Source organism: Streptomyces sp. H27-H1 (assembly GCF_026627445.1).
Lineage (GTDB): Bacteria > Actinomycetota > Actinomycetes > Streptomycetales > Streptomycetaceae > Streptomyces.
Map to the genome: position 1 here is coordinate 169,150 of NZ_JAPNLJ010000008.1, position 15,094 is coordinate 184,243.

General features: G+C 70.2%; 17 protein-coding genes and 1 pseudogene. 6 read left to right on the forward strand and 12 right to left on the reverse strand.

Translation table 11 applies throughout. The features are described from left to right. Nucleotides 1–91: 91 nt before the first annotated feature. The 3 genes from OTB20_RS11405 (at nucleotide 92) to OTB20_RS11415 (ending at nucleotide 2,591) form a co-directional block, all read left to right on the forward strand. The gene (locus OTB20_RS11405; RefSeq protein ID WP_267816951.1) at nucleotides 92–1,120 is read left to right on the forward strand and encodes a serine/threonine-protein kinase; all 1,029 of its coding nucleotides are present in this window, start codon (nucleotides 92–94) and stop codon (nucleotides 1,118–1,120) included. Between the two features lie 211 nt (nucleotides 1,121–1,331). Next, the gene (locus OTB20_RS11410; RefSeq protein WP_267816952.1) at nucleotides 1,332–1,607 is read left to right on the forward strand and encodes a hypothetical protein; all 276 of its coding nucleotides are present in this window, start codon (nucleotides 1,332–1,334) and stop codon (nucleotides 1,605–1,607) included. A 288-nt stretch (nucleotides 1,608–1,895) separates the two neighbouring features. Further along, on the forward strand, nucleotides 1,896–2,591 hold the full coding sequence (locus tag OTB20_RS11415; RefSeq protein ID WP_267816954.1) for a lysophospholipid acyltransferase family protein: 696 nt from the start codon (nucleotides 1,896–1,898) through the stop codon (nucleotides 2,589–2,591). Here OTB20_RS11415 and OTB20_RS11420 read toward each other — a convergent pair. Continuing rightward, nucleotides 2,550–2,918 (reverse strand): hypothetical protein, encoded by a 369-nt coding sequence (locus OTB20_RS11420; RefSeq protein WP_267816956.1) that lies wholly within the window; start codon nucleotides 2,916–2,918, stop codon nucleotides 2,550–2,552. The two genes, OTB20_RS11415 and OTB20_RS11420, sit on opposite strands and share 42 nt — an antisense overlap. A gap of 88 nt (nucleotides 2,919–3,006) precedes the next feature. Here OTB20_RS11420 and OTB20_RS11425 point away from each other — a divergent pair, with 88 nt between their 5' ends. Then, on the forward strand, nucleotides 3,007–3,192 hold the full coding sequence (locus OTB20_RS11425) for a hypothetical protein (RefSeq protein WP_267816958.1): 186 nt from the start codon (nucleotides 3,007–3,009) through the stop codon (nucleotides 3,190–3,192). Here the strand turns inward: OTB20_RS11425 and OTB20_RS11430 are convergent. Further along, nucleotides 3,193–4,172 (reverse strand): annotated as a pseudogene (locus tag OTB20_RS11430) (IS5 family transposase). It abuts the gene before it with no gap. Between the two features lie 304 nt (nucleotides 4,173–4,476). Between OTB20_RS11430 and OTB20_RS11435 the strand changes: the two are divergent. After that, a complete protein-coding gene (locus OTB20_RS11435) occupies nucleotides 4,477–4,851 on the forward strand; it encodes a YciI family protein (RefSeq protein WP_267816960.1) in 375 nt (124 codons plus the stop codon). 114 nt (nucleotides 4,852–4,965) lie between these two features. Here the strand turns inward: OTB20_RS11435 and OTB20_RS11440 are convergent, their stop codons facing one another. Next, on the reverse strand, nucleotides 4,966–6,006 hold the full coding sequence (locus OTB20_RS11440) for a vWA domain-containing protein (RefSeq protein WP_267816962.1): 1,041 nt from the start codon (nucleotides 6,004–6,006) through the stop codon (nucleotides 4,966–4,968). A 238-nt stretch (nucleotides 6,007–6,244) separates the two neighbouring features. Next, nucleotides 6,245–7,053, reverse strand: a protein-coding gene (locus tag OTB20_RS11445) for an IS5 family transposase (protein ID WP_420716371.1) whose coding sequence is annotated in 2 segments (ribosomal slippage) — nucleotides 6,245–6,705 and nucleotides 6,705–7,053 — 810 coding nt in all. Because the reading frame shifts where the segments join, the coding sequence is not laid out codon by codon here. A gap of 50 nt (nucleotides 7,054–7,103) precedes the next feature. Between OTB20_RS11445 and OTB20_RS11450 the strand changes: the two genes are divergently transcribed. Further along, the gene (locus tag OTB20_RS11450; RefSeq protein WP_267816967.1) at nucleotides 7,104–7,349 is read left to right on the forward strand and encodes a hypothetical protein; all 246 of its coding nucleotides are present in this window, start codon (nucleotides 7,104–7,106) and stop codon (nucleotides 7,347–7,349) included. Nucleotides 7,350–7,468: 119 nt separating this feature from the next. Here the strand turns inward: OTB20_RS11450 and OTB20_RS11455 are convergent, their stop codons facing one another. The 8 genes from OTB20_RS11455 to OTB20_RS11495 all read right to left on the reverse strand — a co-directional run bounded on the left by OTB20_RS11455 (nucleotide 7,469) and on the right by OTB20_RS11495 (nucleotide 15,079). Beyond that, entirely contained in the window at nucleotides 7,469–8,080 is a 612-nt protein-coding gene (locus OTB20_RS11455; RefSeq protein ID WP_267816969.1) for a GOLPH3/VPS74 family protein, read from the reverse strand. Between the two features lie 175 nt (nucleotides 8,081–8,255). Then, the gene (locus OTB20_RS11460; RefSeq protein WP_267816971.1) at nucleotides 8,256–8,771 is read right to left on the reverse strand and encodes a pyridoxamine 5'-phosphate oxidase family protein; all 516 of its coding nucleotides are present in this window, start codon (nucleotides 8,769–8,771) and stop codon (nucleotides 8,256–8,258) included. Nucleotides 8,772–9,313: 542 nt separating this feature from the next. Continuing rightward, nucleotides 9,314–11,506 carry a catalase/peroxidase HPI gene (katG, locus tag OTB20_RS11470; RefSeq protein ID WP_267816972.1) on the reverse strand — a complete coding sequence of 731 codons (2,193 nt, stop codon included), beginning with the start codon at nucleotides 11,504–11,506 and terminating at the stop codon, nucleotides 9,314–9,316. 202 nt (nucleotides 11,507–11,708) lie between these two features. Next, nucleotides 11,709–12,476: a metallophosphoesterase family protein gene (locus OTB20_RS11475; protein WP_267816974.1), complete on the reverse strand. Its 768-nt coding sequence runs from the start codon at nucleotides 12,474–12,476 to the stop codon at nucleotides 11,709–11,711. Further along, nucleotides 12,473–12,730, reverse strand: coding sequence for a hypothetical protein (locus tag OTB20_RS11480; RefSeq protein WP_267757743.1), 258 nt, complete (start codon nucleotides 12,728–12,730; stop codon nucleotides 12,473–12,475). The genes OTB20_RS11475 and OTB20_RS11480 overlap by 4 nt, the downstream gene beginning before the upstream one ends. After that, a complete protein-coding gene (locus OTB20_RS11485) occupies nucleotides 12,727–13,458 on the reverse strand; it encodes a hypothetical protein (protein WP_324290359.1) in 732 nt (243 codons plus the stop codon). Before OTB20_RS11485 ends, OTB20_RS11480 begins: the two co-directional genes overlap by 4 nt. 92 nt (nucleotides 13,459–13,550) lie before the next feature. Next, complete coding sequence (locus OTB20_RS11490) at nucleotides 13,551–13,751, reverse strand: hypothetical protein (protein WP_267816976.1); 201 nt, start codon at nucleotides 13,749–13,751, stop codon at nucleotides 13,551–13,553. Further along, on the reverse strand, nucleotides 13,748–15,079 hold the full coding sequence (locus OTB20_RS11495) for an MFS transporter (RefSeq protein WP_267816978.1): 1,332 nt from the start codon (nucleotides 15,077–15,079) through the stop codon (nucleotides 13,748–13,750). Before OTB20_RS11495 ends, OTB20_RS11490 begins: the two co-directional genes overlap by 4 nt. Between the last annotated feature and the right edge of the window lie 15 nt (nucleotides 15,080–15,094).

A 15,094-nucleotide genomic window follows, 5' to 3' on the forward strand; every position in this document is an offset into this window, starting at 1 on the left:
GCCCCGCGAAGGAGTCCTCCAAGGTGGTCCGCCACCGGCCCGTCCAGGCGCCTGCGCGCGTGGACAACGGCCTTGGAAACAGGGGGAGTCGGTGGAGTCACTGCGGCCCGGCGACGCGCCGGAGATCGGCGGGTACCGCCTGCTGGCACGCCTCGGCGAGGGCGGTATGGGCGAGGTCTTCCTGGCCCGGGCGGCCTCCGGGCGGCCACTGGCCCTGAAGACCGTCCACCGGGAACTGAGCCGGGATCCCGACTTCGCCGACCGCTTCGCGCGGGAGATGCGCGCCAACGACCGCGTACGTTCCCCGTGGACGGTCTCGGTCGTGGACTTCAGCGCTGCGGGTACGTCCCCGCAGTGGCTCGCCACCGAATACGTCGCCGCGCCGTCACTGGGCGAATGGGTGCACCGGCACGGACCACTCACGACGCCGGCCCTCTGGTGCCTGGCCCGGGAACTGTCGGCCGCGCTCGTGGCCGTACGGGCGGCGGATGTGGTCCACCGCGACATCAAGCCGGCGAACGTGCTCCTCGGCCGCGAGCGGCCCTTCCTCATCGACTTCGGCATCGCCCGCGCCGTTCGCGACCCGCGCCACACCCGGACGGGCGCGGTCATCGGCACGCCCGGCTGCCTCGCGCCCGAGCAGGCGACCGGAACCGTGGCCGAGGCCCCGGCCGACGTGTTCTCGCTCGCAGCGGTCCTCGTGTACGCGGCCACCGGCCGCAGTCCCTTCCTGGCCCGGGGCGAGGAGCTCCAACTACCCGGCCTGCTCTACCGGATCGTGCACGGCGAGCCCCTCCTCGACGACGTTCCGCAGGAGCTCCGCCCCCTGCTGGAGCAGTGCCTGGCCAAGGAGCCGCAGCGGCGCCCGACCGCCGATGAGGTGCTGGCACGGGTCGGCGCGACGGGGGAGCAGTGGAGCGGGGCCGTGCCACCGGCCCTGGCGGCGGACGTGAACCACCGGGAAGCCGAACTGCGCAGTCTCCTCGCCGCGTCCCAGCCGCTCGCCGCGCCCGTTCCCATGCCGCAGAGGCCCCCCTCGACGGCTCCGGAGACGCCGCCGGTGCCCCAACCCGTTCCCGCCGGGAGAGGACGCGGGCCCGGGTGGCGGGAGCGGCCGTAGGCGCCGCCGTCCTCGTCGCCGCGGCCACCCTCGCGATCAAGCTGCCGTGGGGCGGACCCGGGGACGGAGCCGCGGCCCCGCCCGCGTCGCCGATGCCGCGGTCATGGGTCGGTACCTGGACCGGCACCGGGCCAGGGACACCCGGCGCGGACGGAGTCTCGCGGGCCAGGACGGGCGGGTTCTCCGTCACGGTGACGCTCAACGCGGGGGCGTGGGAGACCTCGTGGGCCGGCAGGTCAGTGATGTGAAGGAGAGCGCCACCGGGCGGAACCTGGGGTGCACGGAGGCCCTGGAACTGCGGCAGACGAGCGGGGACAGGGCCGTCTTCGCATCAGTGACCAGCCATCCGACCGACCCTGCGGCCACCTTCGCCTGTCCCGCGGACCACCTCTACGTGCTGACCATGGCGAAGCCCGACCGGCTGACGATCGAGTCGGAAGGTTCCCAGTCGGCGGGCGCCCCGCAAACCCTGATCCGTAGCCGCTAGTGCTGTGGCCGGGAAGGTTTGCCGGGTCGCGGTGTCCGGTGCGGTGCATCGCAAGGCGGAGGGCCGAGGCTCGTACTGGACGTACTTGCCCGGTCCGACAACGCCGCGAGGTGCCGTGCCGGGCGCCGCGACACGGTGAACCTTTCCGGCCACAGCACTAGGCCGTCTCGGGCCCGGGCCTCCTGGGCCACGTACCCAGACGGGTTGAGTAGCCGGACTCATGCCGGACCGGGCGCCGGGCGACAGGCTGGGGTACACGAAGACCGCGCACCCCGGAGGTTCGATTCGATGATCAGCCATGTCGCCGCCGCCCTGGCCCAGATGTTCGGGCGGATGACCGTCTCCGAGACTCCTTCGCTCCCCGTCGTGGGCGGGACCATCCTGGCGGCCAACCACACCAGCCTGGCCGACCCGGTCCTCGTGGTCGCCGCCCTGCGCCGGCTCGGCATCGACCCGGTGATCATGGCCACCGCAGGCCTGTGGCGGGTCCCCGTACTCGGAGGCGCGCTCGCCCGCGAAGGGCACATCCCGGTCCACCGGGGAACGGCCCGCGCGGCGAGCTCGCTCGCCGACGCCGCCGAGGCGCTGGCGGCGGGGCGGTGCGTGCTGATGTACGGCGAGGGCCGTATCCCCGACCGCCGGGACTCCGGGGAAGCCGCGCCCCTGCCTTTCCGTAGCGGTCTGGCCCGTCTCGCCCTGGCCACGGGAGCACCCGTCCGCCCCGTCGGTCAGGCGGGCGCCCGCCGGGTGAGCTCGGGGACGACGGCCAAACAGCTCGCCGGAGTCCTCACGGCCCCGGTCCGTCGCCCACGCGTACACGTCCACGTGGGCGCGCCCCTGTTCCTGCCGGAGGGCCTCGCCGAGGCGACGGCCGTGGCCCACGGCGCGGTCACCTCGGCCTGGCACACCGCGCAGTCCGGGCTCGCCACCATCGGCAGGCCGTCAGCGGACCGGGCGCAGGGCCGACAGGTCGTGGGCGGCTAGTTCCGGGCGGCCCGTCAGTACGGCGTGCACCGCGGCCAGGACCGGCAACTCGGCCTGGCCGCGGGCCAGGTCCGCGGCCTTGGCCGCGAGCGCCACGGAGAAGTGGGAGCCCTCGGCGTAGGCCCTGTCCACCGCCCCGGCCAGCGGCCCGCGGGCCAGCTCCGAGCGCAGCAGCTCCTCTGGCAGACCCAACGCGGAGCCGAGCTCCAGGGCTTCGGCGACCAGCGCGACCCCGCCGATCGTCGCGTTGATCAGTACCAGCTTGAGGGCGGCGCCCGGGAGGTGATCGACTACAAGGGCACGCAGATGCCGGTGGGACGCTCCCACGCCTCCGTGCTGGTCGCACCGGGCGGGGAGAAGGTCCTCCGGCGCCGGTGTCGCCAACGGCTCCGGCGAGATGCTGCCGTGGCGGGACGTGAGCGAGGTGGCCGTGCGCGGGGGCATGGTCTACGTCTGGCGGGCCGGCCATACCAAGGTCTGGCAGGCGCTCAAGGCGGGGAAGGTGCCGAACCTGCTCGTGTCCCTCGCCATCGTGGACAACCTCCGTCGCGACACGGTGAACCTTTCCGGTCACAGCACTAGGGCCTGTGTGATGTCGTGATCAGTCGGGGGTCTTCAGGAGGTCGTCGATCCAGATCATTGCGGCACGGAGGTGGACGCCGGCGAGGTAGCTCTCGGGTGATTTGTCGTAGCGAGTGGCGATGCCTCGCCAGGCCTTGAGCTTGTTGATCAGGCGCTCGACGGTGTTCCGCTCTTTGTAGAGGTCTGCGTCGTAGCTGACGGGTCGGCCGCCTCGGGCGCCCTTCTTCCTCCGGTTGGCGGCTTGGTCCCTCTTCTCTGGGATGACCGCCTTGATGTTGCGTTTGCGCAGGTAGGTGCGGTTGCCGCGGGATGAGTAGGCCTTGTCCGCGGCGACCGCGCCGGGCCTGCTGCGAGGACGACCGACAGGCAAGCGGACTCGAACGCGCTTGAGCGCGGGGATGAACTGCGGGCTGTCCCCGGCCTGCCCAACGGTCAGGACCAGTGCGAGTGGGCGGCATCTGCGGTCCGCGGCGAGGTGGAGTTTGCTGGTCAGCCCGCCCCTGGATCTGCCGAGCAGGGCTTCCTTCAGGCGGAGCTTGTGTCTGCGCCGGACGCGCCGGCGCTCGGCCTGTCCGTTCTGTTCCTCCGGTCCGCCCCTTTTTGCCGGGCGGTCTCATGTTCCTGTGCGGCTTCCTCCAGGGCGTCCATGAGGTGCTTGCTGACGCGCATGCCCGCGGCGTCGTGATGGGCGCGAACCGTTGTGGAATCCACGCTGACCAGCGACAAGTCGCTCCGTCCGGCGCGGGCGGCCTCGGCGATCAGGCCTTCCAGGAGGGCGGAGAACACGCCGGCGTTCCGCCAGACCCGGAAACGCCCGTAGACGGTGGCCCATGGGCCGAACTCGGCAGGCATCTCCCGCCACTGACCGCTGGACCGGAACCGCCAGATCACCCCCTCGAACTGCTCCCGCAGCCGCTCGGGGTACGGGCCATACCTACCGATCGGCAGGTATGGCTCGATGAACTTCCACTGGGCATGGGTGAGTTGCCTGCGAGTCACAACCACAGTCCTATCGAATCCACCCCACGAAGAGCACAGAACTCAAGAACTGATCACGACATCACACAGGCCCTAGGCCGTCTCTTTTGGATCCTGCCGGGCCCGCGGCGCCCGGCTGCGAGGGCGACCGGTGGCGGCGCCGCCGCTGGGAGTGGCGGAAACCGCCCGGAGCCCTTCGGTGGATTCCGTGATTTCGTGGTGGGAGAACCGATGAGTTTCGCGGCGCCCGGCCGTCTACCCCTGTGTAAGACGTATCCCCAGCAGCCGCCCCGGAAGGGTGAGGAACATGAAGTACATGATCTAGATGAACGTGCCTGCCGCCGAGTGGGACACCATCATGTCGTCGTACTCCAAGGACGAGATGGATGCCATGTTCGCCCACATGGGCGCCCTGAACGAGGACATCACCGCCGCCGGAGAATGGGTGGACGGGCAGGGTCTCGGCGGCCCCTCGCTGGTCAAGACGGTACGGGCCGGGAGTGACGGGCGGCCGCAGGTGACGGACGGGCCGGCCCAGGCGGGGCACATTCTGGCCGGGTACTGGGTGGTCGACGTCAAGAGCGAGGAGCGTGCCCTGGAGATCGCCGCACGGGCGTCGGCGTGCCCCGGCCCGGGCGGGAAGCCCGGCAGCGACCCGGTCGAGGTGCACCCGATTCCCGAAGGTCCGCCCCAGGCCTGAGCCGAGCGCGGGCGGTGGGGCGAGGTCCCGGCGGGTCGTACGCCCGCATCCGGGTGAACGCGGCGACGCCCGGCAGCCCCGCCGCGGGCCTTCTGGCCGGGCGGGGCGGCGGTGTCAGCCCATCAGCAGCAGCCGGGTGTTCGATACGAGCTTCCGGTTCACGCTGGTGCTCTGCACGAAGATCGTGAAGTCGTCGTTGTGGTCCGGCTTGACCCGCGCGTCCACTGCGGGCAGGCCGAGCAGGGCCCGGGCTTGCGGCCCCGTGTATATTCGGTCCGTCTTCTTCTCCAGCACCGCGATCTGCTTCTTCGCCTGGATCTTCTCCGTCTTGCTGAGCTGGTAGAACGCGCCACCGGTGCGGTAGGTGTGCCCGGACTCGATGACCCATTCCCGGATCGCCACGTCACGAGCCACCGGGATCACCTGGTAGCCGGACGGATCCACCGGCTTCAGGCCGGCCGCCTCGATGGTGTCCTTGTTGACCGCCTCCGCGCCCATGGAGAACACCGCCCGCGATCCCCGGATGCCGCGGGCGCGACCCACCATGAACTTCTCGGTGGCCTCCTTGATGACCTGCCCGGCCTCCTCCAGACCCTGCGTGCTCGTGGCGTCCCACACGGCGATGTTCTCCTTGGGGAAACCGCACTGCATGGCCTCGCGCTTGCCCATCTGGTCCGGCACGAGGACGGCCAGCGTCCAGTTGTCCTCCTGCGTCGCGATCATCTCGGCCACGGCCTTGACGAGTTCACGCTGATCCCGGGCAGGGGCGTCCGGGCCGCGGTGACTCGCGTTCTCCTGCCCGTCCGTCAGCACGAACGTGAGGAAACTGTGGTCGCCGTAGAGCTGAGCCGTCTGTGCCAGCTCGCGCTGGGACTTCAGCGAGGCCGCCAGCAGCGCCGTCATGCCACCGGTCCGGTACAGCTGCTTCAGCGACGGCATCCGCAGCACGTCCTTGTCGTAGATGACGCACTCCACCTTGTCGGCGAAGACGTACACCGTGACGCGGGTTTCCTGATCCAGCTCTCCCGACCGGCGGGCGAGGTAGGCGATCTGCTGGTCGGCGACTTCGACGACCTTGCGGCTCAGGTGGGACATGGACGAACTGGCATCCAACACAAGAGCAACGTGGTTGATGTAGTTCTGAGTTCCGGACATGGCAGCTCCCCCTCGTTCCGACTGGATGCTCCTACCGTCTCACCCACCACTGACAATCGATCTTGGATCTCAGGCTGGACGGAGAGCCCCCGCACGTCCCATAGGGGGTGTCGAAACGTTTCTGCCGGAGCGTTCGAGTGAACGGTCGTTCCTGACGGCGCTGCCGGGCGTTGAATCGGCTGACGCATCCACCCATGGGAGCGTCGTTCCTTAGATCCTTGAGTCCTTAGAAGTCATCTCATTTGGCGAGTCTGCGGTAGCAGATGAGGGTGCAGGCGATGCTGGTGAAGGCGAGAAAGTGTTCGGCCTTGCGTTCGTAGCGGCGGTGGAGTCGGCGGCAGCCGGCGAGCCAGGCCATGGTGCGTTCGACGGTCCAGCGGTGCCGGCCCAGGGTTTGGGAGGATTCGATGCCGCGGCGGGCTATGCGGTGGGTGATGCCGCGTCCGCGTAACCATCGACGCAGGTGAGCGTAGTCGTAGCCCTTGTCGGCGTGGAGCTTGCCGGGGCGCCGTCGGCGGGGTCCTCGTCGGGATCGGATCGGTGGGATGCCTCGCACGAGTGGTTCGAGACCGAGGCTGTCGTGCATGTTCGCGCCGGAGATACCGACGGAGAGGGGCAGACCGGTCCGTTCGGTAATCAAGTGGATCTTTGATCCGTACTTGCCCCGATCCACAGGATTCGGACCTGTCAGATCCCCCTTTTCAGGGCCCTCATGTTCACCGAGTCGATAGCGCAACGCGACCAGTCCAGTTCGCCGCGGGCACCGAGTTCATCCAGGACCAGGCGGTGGAGTTTGGCCCACACCCGGGCCTTTGACCACTCGGAAAAGCGCCGATGGGCGGTTGCTCCGGAGGGTCCGAACGACGCTGTGGGCAGCTGCTGCCAGGTGCAACCCGAGGTGGCGACGAACACGATCGCCGCGAGCACCTCCCGATCTCCGTGCCGACGCCGGCCACCGCCCTGAGGCCGCGACGGCGGCTCAGGCACCACCCGCTGGAACAGACACCACAACTCATCCGGCACCAGCCGCTCAACGATCCCCACCATGACCGACAGCCTACCCAACCAGCCAAATGAGATGACTTCTTAGGGGAATCATGCGTATTCGCTCTGCCGTCACCGCCTCCGTCCTGGCTGCCGGCATCCTGCTGGGCGGCGCCGGCGCGGCCCTGGCCAACGACGGTGTCGACATCGACTACTTCTCGGGTGGGCACAAGGCGTTCTCGTCCAACTGCTCCTCCGTGGGTGCCGTCCCGGCGCCGTTCGGGCCCGTCTACACGTCGTCCTGCGCGAAGGACGGCGAGGCGGAGTGGGTCAAGGGTGCCCACCTCGGCGCCAACTAGGCATCCGGCCCGCCCCGGTACCGCGGTGGCGGTCGGACGGAGACGTCCGCCGCCCCGCGGTGGGAACCAGTGGTCATGCCCGCACCGCACCCGTAGGAACGGTTGCGGGTGCTGTGTCATCAGCCGCCGCTGCCGCGCCAGATGTTGTCGAAGGCCGCGTTCTCGATGGCTCGGCGCTGCCGTACGGACGCCAGTTCCACCAATGCGTCGTTGACCGTGGCCAGCACCGTCGCGACGGCGTCGTCGGCCACGTCCGGAGAGTCCCCCGCTGGGTCGTCGCCGCCACCGATCGCCTCCGCGAGGAGAGCGAGGACGGGCTCACCCGAACTCAAGCGCTCCTCTGCCTCCCGGCGGGCAGGCGAATCGGCCGGAACCAGCTGACCGGCCCGCAGGGAGATCCCCCGGCGGCGCTGCCGGACCAGTTGCCCATCGGCCTCGAGCGCGGCCTGGTACCCGGCGGACAGACCGTGTCCTCTGCGCCACAGCCAGTCGGCGACGGATTCGTAGGGCGCCTCCCGAACGAGCGACGCGACTGCCGCGTCCAGCAGGGGATCACCCAGCGGCGCATGCTCGCCCGGCACGATGTGGTCCCCGTCCAGCCGGACGGCTCCGGCGGCGAGGAGGTCGATCACCTCGGCCCCCGCGAGGGCGAGCGAGAGGTCACCCTGTTCGGCAGCGTGATCGGACTTCACATCCATGGAGATGATCAACAAGTCCCGGGGTGTGGTCATCAAGGGCTCCTCTCAACCGCGCGGGAAGTGCGCCTGCCCATCATCGACCGGACTCGGCCCTGCGCGGGCGCCCCCGGACTCGTCCGTTCCCAAGACGTCACATTCGCTCCGGTGAGGCCTCCAAGGCCTCCAAGGCTTCCAAGGTCTCCGATGTCTCCGGCGCCGGGTCCGTCGCTCATCGATCCTGGCGGAAGCGGTGGACGGTGGGGTCGTACGCGGGCGGGGGGAAGCGGGTGCCGGTGATCGCGTCCGGTACGGGGGCGCCGGGGGCGGGGGTCAGCGGGATGAAGCCGACCCAGGCCTCGACCGCGTCGTCCTTGGGCTCGTCCCGGGCGAAACCGGCACGGACCTTCATCGAGAACTCCTGGATGGGCAGGGTCAGGACCGCCGTGTACTGGGCTTCCTCGGCGCTGGGGCGGCGCGCTGCCCGCGGCCCGGAGAGGCGGCCGGGGATGACGCTCTCCACGACCCGGCCGAGCGCCTCGGCGCGCAGCTCCGCGTCGTCGACCGGGGAGGCCTGCCCGAAGACCATGACGGACCGGTAGGCGGCCGAATGGTGCGAGGAAGCCCGGCCCAGGATGACGCCGTCGATCAAGGTGGCCGTGACGCAGAGCGGGGCCCCGGCCGCGGCGGTGGTGATGAAGCGGCCGAAGGCGGAGCCGTGCAGCAGCAGCTGATCTCCCTCGCGCACCCGTCACTCTAGGCAGCATCTCTGATGCGGAACTGATCGAAACGCCTCTGAACGCAGACTCGCGACAGCGGTGGCCAGGAGCGGTTCGGGCCCTTCCCGGTCGGCGGTCCGGACCCTGCCGAGCCGACGTCCGCGGGGGGTGAGCATGGAGCGTGGCCACTCCCGTGTGCTGGAGCCCGGAGGAAGTCGGCGAGGGGTCCGCCGCCGCACTTTGCGGACTTCTCCGATTACGAACAGAGGCTGGTGGCCCTGGTGGCGTCCGGAGTGGTCGCCGACCGGTCCCAGATCCACTGGCAGGCGAGGTTGTCCGACCGGTACCCCACGGTCGAGGTGCGGTGCCTGACGTACAGCTCCGGGCCGACGACGCCGTCATGATCGCCGGCATGGTTCGGGCGCTGGTGGCCACCGGGATCGCCGAGGAGAAGGCGGGCGTGACCCGCACCCCGTGCGCACGGCAGCCGGAGGCGGAGTCGGGGTCGGCCGGCGTGCGGGGTCCGTCGGTGTCGCGGCCGGCCGGGGAGCGGCCGGCCGCGACATCGGGCTCAGGCGCGGTCGAACCGGTCGAGGTTCATCACCTTGTCCCAAGCCGCCACGAAGTCACGTACGAACTTCTCGCCCGCGTCCCGGGACGCGTAGACCTCGCAGACGGCACGGAGCTGGGAGTGCGAACCGAAGACGAGGTCGACGGCCGTGGCCGTCCACTTCACCTCGCCCGTGACCTGGTCCCGGCCCTCGAACACGTTCTCCGCCGAGGTCGACGTCTTCCACTGCGTACCCATGTCGAGCAGGTTGACGAAGAAGTCATTGCTCAACGTCTCCCGCCGGTCCGTGAAGACGCCGTGCGGTGACCCGCCGAAACCGGCGTTCAGGGCCCGCATGCCGCCGATCAGGGCCGTCATCTCGGGCGCTGTCAGCGTCAGCAGGTTGGCACGGTCCAGGAGGAGTGTCTCCGGGGACAGCTTCTCCCCGGCCCGGAGGTAGTTGCGGAACCCGTCCGCCCTGGGTTCGAGCACGGCGAACGCGTCCACATCGGTCTGCTCCTGGGAGGCATCCGTACGGCCGGGTGCGAACGGGACGGCGACGTCGAAGCCGCCGTTCTTCGCGCCCCGCTCGACGGCGGCGCAGCCGCCCAGGACGATCAGGTCGGCCAGCGAGACCAACGCTCCGCCGGGGGCCTGCGAGGCGTTGAACTCCTGCCGGATCCGGTCGAGGGTCTGCACGACCTCGGCGACCTCCGGCAGGGCGTTGACCTCCCAGTCCTTCTGCGGCGCGAGTCGAATCCGTGCCCCGTTGGCCCCGCCGCGCTTGTCGGTGCCCCGGAAGCTCGCCGCCGACGCCCACGCCGCGGAGACCAGTTGGGAGACGCTCACACCCGAGGTGAGGATCCTGTCCTTCAGATCGGCGATCTCCGCGTTCCCGATCAGCGGGTGATCGACCTCGGGAACGGGGTCCTGCCACAGCTGCGGCTCGGCGATCCACGGGCCGAGGTAGCGGGAGAGGGGGCCCATGTCGCGGTGCAGCAGCTTGTACCAGGCCTTGGCGAAGGCCTTCGCGAGCTTGTCAGGGTTCTCGTGGAAGCTCTTCGCGATCGGCCCGTAGACCGGATCCAGCTTCAGAGAGAGGTCCGTCGTCAGCATCATGGGAGCGTGCCGCTTCGACGGATCGTGGGCGTCGGGCACCGTGCCCTGGGCGGAGGAGTCCGTGGGCGTCCACTGTCGCGCGCCGGCCGGACTCGTCGTCAGCTCCCAGTCGTACCGGAACAGGTTGTCGAGGTAACCGTTGTCCCACTTCGTCGGCTCGGAGGTCCACGCGCCCTCGAGCCCGCTGGTGAGCGTGTCGACGCCCTTGCCGCTGCCGTGGCTGTTCTTCCAGCCGAGGGCCTGCTGCTCGATGGGGCAGCCCTCGGGTTCCGGACCGATGTACTGGGGATCGACGGCGCCGTGGCACTTGCCGAACGTGTGGCCGCCGATGATGAGCGCGGCCGTCTCCTCGTCGTTCATCGCCATCCGCGCGAAGGTTTCGCGGATGTCCCGGGCGGCGGCGAGCGGATCCGGGTTGCCGTTGGGCCCTTCGGGATTGACGTAGATCAGTCCCATCTGCACGGCGCCGAAAGGACCGGTGAGTTCCCTGTCGCCGCTGTAGCGCTCATCTCCGAGCCAGGTGTCCTCGGGCCCCCAGAAGATCTCCTCGGGCTCCCAGATGTCCTCCCGCCCGAAACCGAATCCGAATGTCTCGAAGCCCATCGATTCCATGGCGCAGTTTCCGGCGAATACCAGAAGGTCGGCCCACGAGATCTTCTGCCCGTACTTCTGCTTGACCGGCCAGAGCAGACGGCGCGCCTTGTCGAGGCTCGCATTGTCCGGCCAGCTGTTGAGCGGGGCGAAGCGCTGGGCTCCGGAACCGCCGCCGCCGCGGCCGTCCTCGATGCGGTAGGTGCCCGCCGCGTGCCAGCTCATCCGGATGAAGAGCGGACCGTAGTGGCCGTAGTCGGCAGGCCACCATTCCTGCGAGGCCGTCATCACCTCGAAGACGTCCTGCTTCAGCGCGTCGACGTCCAGGGTCGCGAACGCCTCTGCGTAGTCGAAATCTCCGCCCATCGGATTGGACTGGGGCGAGTGCTGGTGAAGAACCTGAAGATCCAGCTGATTCGGCCACCAGTCCTGGTTCGTGCTGGGGCGCGTCGCCGTGGGGGCCGGGGAGGGGATCGCCGGGTTCTCGCTGTCGCTGCCGGACACGTCCGTCCTTCTTCCTGTCGCGGTGTTTCCGTATGCCGTCAACGCGGGTCCAGCGGCCGGCGAGAACCTGTCCTCACGAACGAAGCCGATAATCGAGCGCTTGTCGGCGTCCGTATGGTCGCGCACCACGGACCGCACCTCTGAGAGAACACGCAGGGAGGACATGCACAGAGAACGCGCAAGGCGAACCAGTCCGCCCGTATCAGCGTGCGTTCGCCCGGATGCCGCGCGCGCCACCGTCCGCTCCGCCGGGGGAGAGGTGGTACACGGCGAAGGCCCGGTCGATCACGGGCATCGCCACGTTGCGGACGTGGACACCGCCCGCCGTCATGCCGTGCTCGGTGCCCAGGTGGGCGTGCCCGTGCACGGCGAGGTCCGCTCCGGCCGAATCGATCGCCTCCGCCAGGTGGTAGCTGCCGAGGAAGGGGAAGATCTCGGGCGGCTCGCCGGCGAGGGTGTCCGGTACGGGCGCGTAGTGGGTGAGGGCGATGCACAGTGTGCAGCCCGCTTCCTGCAGTTCGCACAGCGCCCTTTCGAGTCCTTCGGCGCGGGTGCGGCCGTGACGGATGAACGCCTTCATCTCCGGTTCGCCGAACTCGCTGCCGCTCCGGCCGGCGAAGCCTCCGCAGAAGCCCTTGGTTCCCGCCACGCCGACCCTCGTCCCGCCGACCTCGAGGACTACGCCGTCGCCCTCCAGTACGTGTACGCCCGCATCGGTCAGCTGCCGGGCGACGGCCTGCTCCTCGTCGCTCTGGTAGTCGTGGTTCCCGAGTACCGCGACCACGGGCACCGCCAGCCCGGCCACCTCTTCCGCCACCACCGCGGCCTCCCGCTCGGTGCCGTGCCGGGTCAGGTCCCCGGCCAGGAGCAGCAGGTCGGCGCAGTCACCGAGGGTGTCGAAGGCGGGCCGGAGCAGGCCGGCACTGTCCGGGCCGAGGTGAATGTCGCCCACTGCCGCCACGCGGATCACGACAGCTCCTCCGGGCGGTTGTCGGGTGCGCCGTGGTGGCTCACCGCGAGGTCGGCGTACCAGTCCGTACCCGCCAGCTCCTCGCCGGCGATCCGCAGGACGGCCTCCAGACACTTCGCGTCGGCCACGCGGCCCCGGACGACGGTCCGCGCGCCGTGCGTGTCGATCCGTACGCCGAGCTCGGCGACGTCCTCGCGGGCCAGCCGGTCGCGCAGGTGCTCGATGCGGTACTCGATGCTCTCGGCGGAACTCATGGGCCCTCCTCCCTGTAGTCCTCGAAGCCCTCGCGTTCCTCGACGCCCGCGGGTTCCTCGAAGTTTTCGAAGTGCTCGATGTGCTCGCGCTCGATGACCTGGAGCCGTTCGAGCAGGTGGAAGAACGAGTCGGGCAGCGGGCTGGACCGGTGGTCCCGGTCCAGCCGCGCCCAGTCGATCTGCTCCCGCAGCATCCGGGCCATGGGCAGCAGGTCGCCGAAATCGCAGTAGTGCTCGCAGAGCGCGGAGAGGCGGCTCTCCATGAGGTCCGTGGGGGCGAGGACCGGCATCCACACCGAGTCCACCGCCTTGACGCTCGCTCGTTCCAGGAGCGCGGTGCTCACGGGCCGCCGGGCCAGTTCGAAGATCAGGTCGATCTCCTCCCCGCCCGCGCTGCCCTTGACCAGCCAGTCCTCCGGTGCGCGGCGCATGGAGATGCCCCCGGCCTCCAAGGCCTTGATCGCGGCGTCGGCGTCCTCCGGCCGTACGCAGAAGTCGGTGTCGTGCTGAAAACGGGCCGGCAGCCCGTGAGCGAACGCGGCCACGCTACCGGCGAGCGCGAAGGGCTGTCCGGAGCGTTTCAGCAGCGCCGCGACGTGCTTGGTGGTCTCCAGGATCGCCTGGGTGTGGTCCTCCGGCAGCCGGCCGTCGTCCGGTCCTTCGCGGCTCAGGCCAGGGTCCTCCGGCAGGGAGGCTTCCCCCGGGGCGTCGAGGCTGGGACGGGTCACGGAGTACCTCACCGTCTGGTCGGCGGACCAACTTGCCGGGCATGGAAGCGCGTATCCCGTAAAGGGCCGTCGAAACCTCCCGGGACCCAGGTTCACGGCTTCGGATGCCGAGGAGTGTGCGGGCCCGCAAGGCCGGCCGGGCCCGCACCCCCCGAACGGGACGGGTCGAGCCGGTGGCGTACGGCCGTGACAGCCGCCGACGTGGCGAGGACGGCGGCCCCGCCGAGGACGGCCACCCCGCCCAGGCGCAGGATCGCGTCGTAGGCCTCCTCGGGCGGCCGCTGCGGAGTCATCGCGGAGATGCCGGCCGCCGTGCCGGCCAGGGCGATCGCACCCAGCGTGACCAGGAAGGTGAGCAGTACGCCTGCTGCCTCACCCGCCCTGGCGGGCGCGACGACCCGCAGGCGATCGCACCCAGCGTGACCAGGAAGGTGAGCAGTACGCCTGCTGCCTCACCCGCCCTGGCGGGCGCGACGACCCGCTGGGTCGCCACGCTGGAGAAGGTCCAGCCCAGCCCGAGGCCCAGACCGCACCAGGCGAACACCGGCACGTACAGCCACCACGCGGTGACCTGGGCCAGCACGTACATTCCCGTCCCCGCCACCGCCCCGGCCAGCGCCATCACGGCGGTCGGCCGCAGGTGCCGGGCGAGACCGGCACCGAGCGGTCCGCTGAGCGCCACCAGCAGGGCCGGGGCCAGGAAGACCGTGCCGGCCAGGAGGGGCGAGAGCCCTCGCACACCCTGGAGGTAGAGCGTGGCGAGGAAGACGGTGACCGCGTACCCCATGTTCGAGAGCGAGCCCATCCCCGTCACGAGGAGGTACAGGACGTTGCGGAACAGCCTCAGGTTGATCAGCGGGTGCCGGGCCAGCCTCTCCCGCACGAGGAACAGCCCGCCGCTCACCGCGGCCACCGCGAGGAAGGTGAGGAGGCGGGCGCTGCTCCATCCCCAGGCGTCTCCCCGTTCCACTGCCAGGGTCAGAGCGGCCAGCGAGCAGACGATCAGGGCGCAGCCGAGGAGATCGAGCTCGCGCGACGCGGAGGTGTCGCGCGAGTCCGGGACGTACACGAGCGCGACGAGCAGCGAGATCAGGCTCAGCGGCGCCATCAGCCAGAAGATCCAGCGCCATCCGGGCCCCTCGGTGAGCCCTCCGCCCACGAACGGCCCGAGCGCGGTCCCGATGTTGGCCACCCCGAACACGGCGCCCAGGGCCCTCGTACGGGTCTGCTCGGGAAAGGCGTTGGTCATCACCGACACGGCCACCGGGAAGACGAACGCCGCACCCACCCCCTGCACGATCCGGGCCGCCACCAGCGCACCGAGCCCGGGAGCCAGCGCGCACCCCACGGACCCGGCCGTGAACAGGGCGATGCCGGCCAGCAGGGTGCCCCGCCGCCCGAAGACGTCCCCCACCCGGCCGCCGATGATGAAGAAGCAGCCGATGGCGAGCATGTACGCCGACAGGGTCCACTGCGCGGCCGAAACCGTGACGCCCAGTTCCGCCGAGATCCCGGGAACGGCCAGGTTGAGGGCGAAGAAATCGAGCTGGACGCAGAACAGGGCGACCGCGACGGCGACGAAGGCGCCCCTGCGTGCTGCCGCCGAGGACTCAGCGTGCATCGAAGCGTTCCTCTC

Coding starts and splice junctions, on each gene's coding strand:
- OTB20_RS11490 (WP_267816976.1), bottom strand. CDS start 13,751: ATGACTCCGCAGCGGCCGCCCGAGGAGGCCTACGACGCGATCCTGCGC.
- OTB20_RS11415 (WP_267816954.1), top strand. CDS start 1,896: ATGATCAGCCATGTCGCCGCCGCCCTGGCCCAGATGTTCGGGCGGATG.
- OTB20_RS11440 (WP_267816962.1), bottom strand. CDS start 6,006: ATGTCCGGAACTCAGAACTACATCAACCACGTTGCTCTTGTGTTGGAT.
- OTB20_RS11480 (WP_267757743.1), bottom strand. CDS start 12,730: ATGAGTTCCGCCGAGAGCATCGAGTACCGCATCGAGCACCTGCGCGAC.
- OTB20_RS11495 (WP_267816978.1), bottom strand. CDS start 15,079: ATGCACGCTGAGTCCTCGGCGGCAGCACGCAGGGGCGCCTTCGTCGCC.
- OTB20_RS11435 (WP_267816960.1), top strand. CDS start 4,477: ATGAACGTGCCTGCCGCCGAGTGGGACACCATCATGTCGTCGTACTCC.
- OTB20_RS11450 (WP_267816967.1), top strand. CDS start 7,104: ATGCGTATTCGCTCTGCCGTCACCGCCTCCGTCCTGGCTGCCGGCATC.
- OTB20_RS11455 (WP_267816969.1), bottom strand. CDS start 8,080: ATGACCACACCCCGGGACTTGTTGATCATCTCCATGGATGTGAAGTCC.